Origin of the sequence: Micromonospora sp. NPDC049580 (genome assembly GCF_040675595.1) — a bacterium.
Taxonomy (GTDB): Bacteria; Actinomycetota; Actinomycetes; order Mycobacteriales; family Micromonosporaceae; genus Micromonospora.
This window is the reverse complement of sequence record NZ_JBFAPG010000383.1, coordinates 1-6,200: the sequence shown is the minus strand read 5'-3', so window position 1 is coordinate 6,200 and position 6,200 is coordinate 1. Positions and strand designations below refer to the sequence as shown.

Genomic DNA, 6,200 nt, shown 5'->3' with positions numbered 1-6,200 from the left:
CGTACGCGAACGAGGGCCCGTCCCCCGGGTGGGGGCGGGCCCTCGTACGTCGACCGGGTTGTCCGGCGAGGTCAGGAACGCAGACCGTTGCGCCGCAGCACAGCGTCGCCGATCACGATGACCAGCAGCAGCGCGGCCAGGCCGACCAGCCAGATGTCCTCGACCCTGCCCTCGTGGTTGCCGCAGACCATCGCCAGCAGCGCCAGCGCGGACAGCACCGCGCCGATGCGCCCGGCCTTCCGGTGCCCGGGCTTGTGCTGGTCTGGCGACGTTACCGGCTCGCTTCCTGCCACTGTCGGTCCTTCCCTCGCGATCGGATCTTTGGTTAGTCTGGCACGCCTCCCGCACGGGGCGGCGCGGTGGGGGTTTCCCCGCCTTCTGGCCCTGCCCGCCCAGGCCGGACGGCACTACGGGCGTCGCGGGGTGGCGGTCAGACTCCCTCCGGTAGCGTTTGGCGTACACCTGATTGTCTGTTTGAGGGGGACTGTGCGGTGCGAGTGACCGGAACCGGGCACGCCAGCATGCGGATCGACACGGCCGCGGGCAGCATCCTGTGCGACCCGTGGGTCAACCCGGCCTACTTCGCCTCGTGGTTTCCCTTCCCGGACAATTCCCTGCTCGACTGGGAGACGCTGGGCCAGGTCGACTACCTGTACGTCTCCCACCTGCACCGGGACCACTTCGACGCGAAGCACCTGCGGGACTTCGTCTCGAAGGACGCCACCGTCCTGCTCCCCGAGTTCCCCACCTCGGAGATGGAGGACGAGTTCCGGGCGCTGGGCTTCACGAAGTTCCTCAAGGCGCCCAACGAGCAGGTCGTGGAGCTGGACGGCGGCCTGAAGATCATGATCCAGGCGCTGACCAGCCCCACCGACGGCCCGATCGGTGACTCCTCGCTCTGGGTCGAGTACGACGGTGTGCGGCTGCTCAACCAGAACGACGCCCGCCCCACCGACCTGAGCGTCTTCGCCGAGCTGGGGCACGTGCACGCGCACCTGCTCCAGTTCTCCGGGGCGATCTGGTACCCGATGGTCTACGAGCTGCCGCAGGCGGCGAAGACCGCGTTCGGCAAGCAGAAGCGCGACCGGCAGTTCGACCGGACGTGGCGCTACATCGACGACCTGAAGGCCGACCACGTCTTCCCGATCGCCGGCCCGCCGTGCTTCCTCGACGACGCGCTGTGGCAGTTCAACGACATCCACGGCGACGAGGGCAACATCTTCCCGGACCAGTCGGTCTTCCTGAGCGAGTACGCGAAGGTCGGCGGCACCAACGGCATCGTGCTGCTGCCGGGCAGCGTCGCCGAGGTCACCACCGAGGGCGCGAGCACCACCCACCCGGTGCCGGTGGAGGAGTTCTTCGCGAACAAGGTCGCCCACCTGGAGGAGATGCGGGAGCGCAAGCGCCCGATCATCGAGGCGGAGAAGGCGTCCTGGCGGCACCCCGAGGTGGACGTGCTCGGCGAGATGAAGCGCCGCATCGAGCCGCTGCTCGACGAATCGATCTACCTGGCCAAGGGGGTCGGCGGCCCGGTCCGCTTCGACCTGGTGGGCACCGACGACTCGGGCGGGGAGACCATTGAATCCATCGTGGTGGACTTCCCGGGCAAGGAGGTCCGGCCGTACGCGGACGAGAAGGTCCGCTACCGCTTCCGGACCGACCGGTCGCTGATCGAGCACCTGCTCTTCATCGACGAGGTGGACTGGGTCAACTCGCTCTTCCTGTCCTGCCGGTTCTCGGCGGCCCGGATCGGCCAGTACAACGAGTTCGTCTACGCGTTCTTCAAGTGCCTCTCCGAGGAGCGCCTCCAGTACGCCGAGGGTTGGTACGACGAGCACGAGCGCAGCACCGACGCCGAGGACATCACGCTTGGCGACTGGGTGGTGCAGCGGCGCTGCCCGCACCTGAAGGCGGACCTGACCCGGTTCGGCATCGTCGAGGGTGACCAGCTGACCTGCCAGCTGCACGGTTGGCGCTTCGACCTGCCCAGCGGCCGCTGCCTGACCAGCGTCGGCCACAAGGTCCGCGCCCACCGCGTCGACGCGGAGACCCCGGCCCCGGCGGGCGAAGCCCTGAGCTGACCCCCGCCCCCGCGATCTTGCACTTCCGGCGGCAGCAAAGTTCGGCAATCGCCCCGGAACGGCGACCGGAAGCGCAAGATCGCGGGGAGGGGTGCGCGAGCGACGCACCACCGGGAGCGGGGCAGGCGTGGCGGGGGCGGACGCACAGGAGGAGGAGTACCGGTACGAACGCGGCCGGGAGAAGGCCCGGGACGCCGCCCGGGTGGAGACGTTCAGCGACGGCGTCTTCGCGGTCGTCCTGACGGTGATGGCCGTCGAGCTGCTCCAGACCGGCCCCGCCAGGGACAGTGGACGAGAGGTTCCGGACGCCCTGGCCCACGCCTGGCCGTCCTACCTGGCGTATGTGATCACCTTCGCGCTCGCCGGGCAGGTCTGGCTCGCCCACCACAACCTGTGGCGGTACGTGGTCCGGGTCGATCAGATGCTGCTGGTCTTCAACCTCGGCGTCCTGCTCTTCATCGCCACCCTCCCGTTCACCGCCGACCTGCTGTCGGACAACCTGCGGGGTGGGGCGACCGAGCAGCGACTGACCGCCGCCCTGTACCTCGGCACCGTGCTCGGTGAGGCGATCTTCGTCAACCTGAGCTGGTGGTGGGCCCGCCGGCGCGGGCTGCTGAACCCCGACCTGGATCCCCGGCTGGCCCGGGCGATCGCACGTCGGGTGCTGCTCAAGCCCCTGCTCTACCTCGTCGCCTTCGCCGTCGTCTTCATCGACCCCATCCTGAGCCTCTGCGCGTACCTCCTGCTGGTCGGCTACTACCTGATCGGCGGCCCGGGTGACCTCCGGCCGTCCGCCGGACCGAGCGGGGACCGGTCAGCGCCCTAGGTCGGCGAGGATGCGTCGGGCGGCGTTGTGGCCGGCGGCGCCGATGACGCTGCCCGCCGGGTGGCAGCCGGCGCTGCCCGCGTACACGCCGTCGATGCCGGTGGCGTACGGCATGCGGTCGGTGAACGAGACGGTGTTGTCGACGTGGTGGATGTGACCGCCGGTGATGCCGAAGTGCTTCTCGATGCCCGGCGGGGGCAGCGGCACCGCGTCGGCGATCAGGTCGGCGGTGCCCGGCGCGTACCGCTCGACGATCTCGACGAGCCGGTCGACGTAGCCGGGCAGCTCCGCGTCCCAGCTGGTGCCGGCCAGCTCGTAGGGGACCGACTGGACGAACAGCGCCGACGAGTGGTGCCCGGCGGCGTCGGAGAGCGACGGGTCGACTGTGGTGTGCAGGTACCACTCGATGGTCGGCTCCGCCGGCAGCCGCCCGGCCTGCACGTCCGCCCACATGTCCCGCAGCGCGGTCATCGGCGAGGTGGCGTCGCCGCCGACCAGCGACGCGGACCCGGGCAGCAGGTGGATGGTCGAGCCGAACGGGCTCGGCGTACCCGCCGGCAGGCAGGAGAACTGCGGCAGGCCGGTGAGCGCCAGGTTGAGCTTGAGGGTGGTGCCGGGGCGGCGGACCGCCGTCATCCGTTCGCCGAGTCGCGCCGGGAGCGCGCCGTCGGGCACCAGGTCCATCAGCCGGTACGGGTCACACGCGCCGAGCACCACCCGGGCGGCGACCTCTCGACCGTCGGCCAGCACGACTCCGCTGGCCGCGCCGCCGTCGAGGGTCACCGCGCGCACCGGCGTACCGGTCGCGATGGTGGCTCCGGCGGCGCGCGCGGCGTCGGCGAACGTGCGGGAGACGGTGCCCATCCCGCCCTCGGCGATCATCCAGGTGCCGCCCGAGCCGGGCAGCCGGCACATGTTGTGCACGAGGAAGTTGTGGCCGGTCCCGGGGTCGTCCGGGCCGGCGTTGAGGCCGGAGAGCCCGTCGGTGACCGCGTACATGCTGACCAGCAGTTCGGAGCGGAACTCGAACCGGGCCAGGTAGTCCGCGACCGAGCCCCGGACGAGGTCGACGAAGACCTGCCGCAGCGCCGGGCGGACGTGCCGCTCGGCGGTCTCCTCGGCGGTCAGCGGCTCGGCCAGCCAGGCCGGGGCGAGGTCCTCGCGCAGCGCGGCCAGCTCGGCCTGCATGGCGTCGTCGGCGGCCACGTCGGCGGGGGAGAAGAACTCGGCGAGCTGTGCCCGGGTGGCGGCGGTGTCGCTGCCGAAGAGCAGGTACGGCGAGCCGAGGCCGCCGGGCGTGGGCAGGAAGTAGTGCGGGTCGCGGCGCAGCACCGGGATCCGCACGTCGAGGGTGGCGAGCAGCTCCGGCGGCATGAGCCCGAGCAGGTACGACCCGGTGGAGTGGCGCAGCCCCGGCACCTTCGGGAACGGGTTCTCGGTGCGGGTGGCGCCGCCGATCACGTCGGCCGCCTCCAGCACCAGGACGTCCAGGCCGGCGCGGGCCAGCAGGATGGCGGAGACCAGACCGTTGTGCCCGGCACCGACGATCACGACGTCGGTCCGGCCGGGAAGTTCACTGCTCATGCCGCCGCAGCCTAGCCCCACCACCCCGCCGGGTCAGCCCACCCCGCGTTGCGAAGGGGTGCGTTGGGCGCGCCAGCGGGAGAGGGCCAGCGTGGCGGAATAGCCGGCCAGGACGATCACGTGGAACAGGTACAGCCACAGGAGCACGGCCACGCCGGCGCCGATCTCGTCGAAGCCGCCGAACGGCGCTCCCAGATCCAGCGGCAGGGACGCGAAGAGCACGAAGCCGTGCAGGAACCCGGAGAGGTTCGCCGCGGTGAACGACCCGACAACGAGGGTGGAGAGCCAGTCCGGCGATGCTGGCCCCACCACCCGGAACACCCACACCAGCACCGGTGTGAGCACCAGCCACACCGCCAGGAACGACAGCACCACGCCCAGAGCGCCGACCCAGCCGCCCTGGGTGACCAGGTGGGTGGTGAGCGGGAGCGCCAGCAGGATCGACAGCAGCAGCGCGGGCGCCGGTGCGAGCAACGGCAGCAGCAGCAGCCGACCTCGCCAACCGACCAGGTGCTCGTCGCTGCGCGGAGCCGCCACCGACACGAACGCCCGGCGCAGCCCCTCGCCGTACAGCGACGCGGGCAGCAGCGACGCAAGGGCCAGCACCGGGGTCAACTCCACCCCGGCGTCGACCAGCGCGGCCACCGCCCGGGGCGCGCCGATCGCCGTCGGCAGGGCCTCCACGGCGTACGACGTGAGCCGGCGTACCCGATCGGCTCCCGCGATCAGCGAGGTGAGCCAGAGGGCCAGCAGCGCCACCGGGACCACGGCGATCGCCCCGTAGAAGGTGATCGCGGCGGCGTGCAGCGACAGGTCCCGCCCGCGCACCGGACGGAACGCGGCACTGGTGATCCGCTTCGCGCGCTGCCATCCGTTGCCCACCGGGTTGTCCTTCCCTGTCCTCGGTGCGGTCACTCCTTAAGATCGCCGGTCATGACTGTTCTCACCACCGAACGTCTCATCCTGCGCGATTGGACCGACGATCCGGCCGATCTGGCCCGCATCTACGACATCTACTCCCGCAGCGAGATCACCCGCTGGCTGGGCATGGCACCCGGGCTGCCGCTGACCGATCCGGCGCAGGCCGCCGAGCGGTTGCGACTCTGGCGGGACCGGCACGCGGCCGACCGCGGCCGGTACGGCACGTGGGCGATCGAGGTGCGCGACAGCGGGCTGGTGGCGGGCACGGTGCTGCTCAAGCCGCTCCCGGGGCGGGACGAGACGCGCCGTACGTCAGACATCGAGGCGGGTTGGCACCTGCACCCGGATTCCAGGGGTCACGGCTACGCCACCGAGGCGGCGCGTGCGGTCGTGGCGCGGGAGTTCGCCGCCGGCACCCCGGAGATCTACGCGGTGGTGTCGCCGGGCAACGAGCCGTCGATGGCGGTCTGCCGGCGACTCGGCATGGCGCACGTGGGGCAGCGCACCGACTGGTACGGCGGAGAGCTGTTGGAGACCTTCGTCCTGGCGGCACCAGATACCTGACCGGACAGGCAAACCCATCAATAGTCACAGCGGTCGAAGTGTTGACGCTCCCGTAGCACGTCAGTAACCTTTGGCCAAAGTAACGCAAGATTTCGACAAAGACGTGCACGATTCCGAGCACGTATCCGGAAGATTCAACGGGCCTCTCTGGGGTCCGTTGCTGTTCTTGAGACTCGCATTACGTTACACCGAAGTCACTCTTGTGGTCGGGAAGATCTCGCGGG

General features: G+C 70.7%; 6 protein-coding genes. 3 read left to right on the top strand and 3 right to left on the bottom strand.

Annotated elements, in window-relative coordinates; all coding sequences use genetic code 11:
* Positions 1 to 71: 71 nt before the first annotated feature.
* Entirely contained in the window at positions 72 to 293 is a 222-nt protein-coding gene (locus AB0J68_RS24685) for a DUF2631 domain-containing protein (RefSeq protein WP_355133397.1), read from the bottom strand.
* A gap of 198 nt (positions 294 to 491) precedes the next feature.
* On the opposite strand from AB0J68_RS24685, the gene AB0J68_RS24680 reads away from it, so the two are divergent.
* Both AB0J68_RS24680 and AB0J68_RS24675 read left to right on the top strand, forming a co-directional pair.
* Complete coding sequence (locus tag AB0J68_RS24680) at positions 492 to 2,081, top strand: Rieske 2Fe-2S domain-containing protein (protein WP_354856354.1); 1,590 nt, start codon at positions 492 to 494, stop codon at positions 2,079 to 2,081.
* Between the two features lie 127 nt (positions 2,082 to 2,208).
* Entirely contained in the window at positions 2,209 to 2,907 is a 699-nt protein-coding gene (locus AB0J68_RS24675) for a TMEM175 family protein (RefSeq protein WP_354856352.1), read from the top strand.
* On the opposite strand, the gene AB0J68_RS24670 is transcribed toward AB0J68_RS24675, so the two are convergent.
* Positions 2,896 to 4,491, bottom strand: a complete 1,596-nt coding sequence (locus AB0J68_RS24670; protein ID WP_363940597.1) for an NAD(P)/FAD-dependent oxidoreductase — start codon at positions 4,489 to 4,491, stop codon at positions 2,896 to 2,898. The two genes, AB0J68_RS24675 and AB0J68_RS24670, sit on opposite strands and share 12 nt — an antisense overlap.
* Before the next feature lie 33 nt (positions 4,492 to 4,524).
* Positions 4,525 to 5,373, bottom strand: a complete 849-nt coding sequence (locus AB0J68_RS24665) for a YhjD/YihY/BrkB family envelope integrity protein (RefSeq protein WP_354856349.1) — start codon at positions 5,371 to 5,373, stop codon at positions 4,525 to 4,527.
* A 51-nt stretch (positions 5,374 to 5,424) separates the two neighbouring features.
* Between AB0J68_RS24665 and AB0J68_RS24660 the strand changes: the two genes are divergently transcribed.
* Positions 5,425 to 5,976 (top strand): GNAT family N-acetyltransferase, encoded by a 552-nt coding sequence (locus AB0J68_RS24660; RefSeq protein WP_363940596.1) that lies wholly within the window; start codon positions 5,425 to 5,427, stop codon positions 5,974 to 5,976.
* Positions 5,977 to 6,200: the final 224 nt, after the last annotated feature.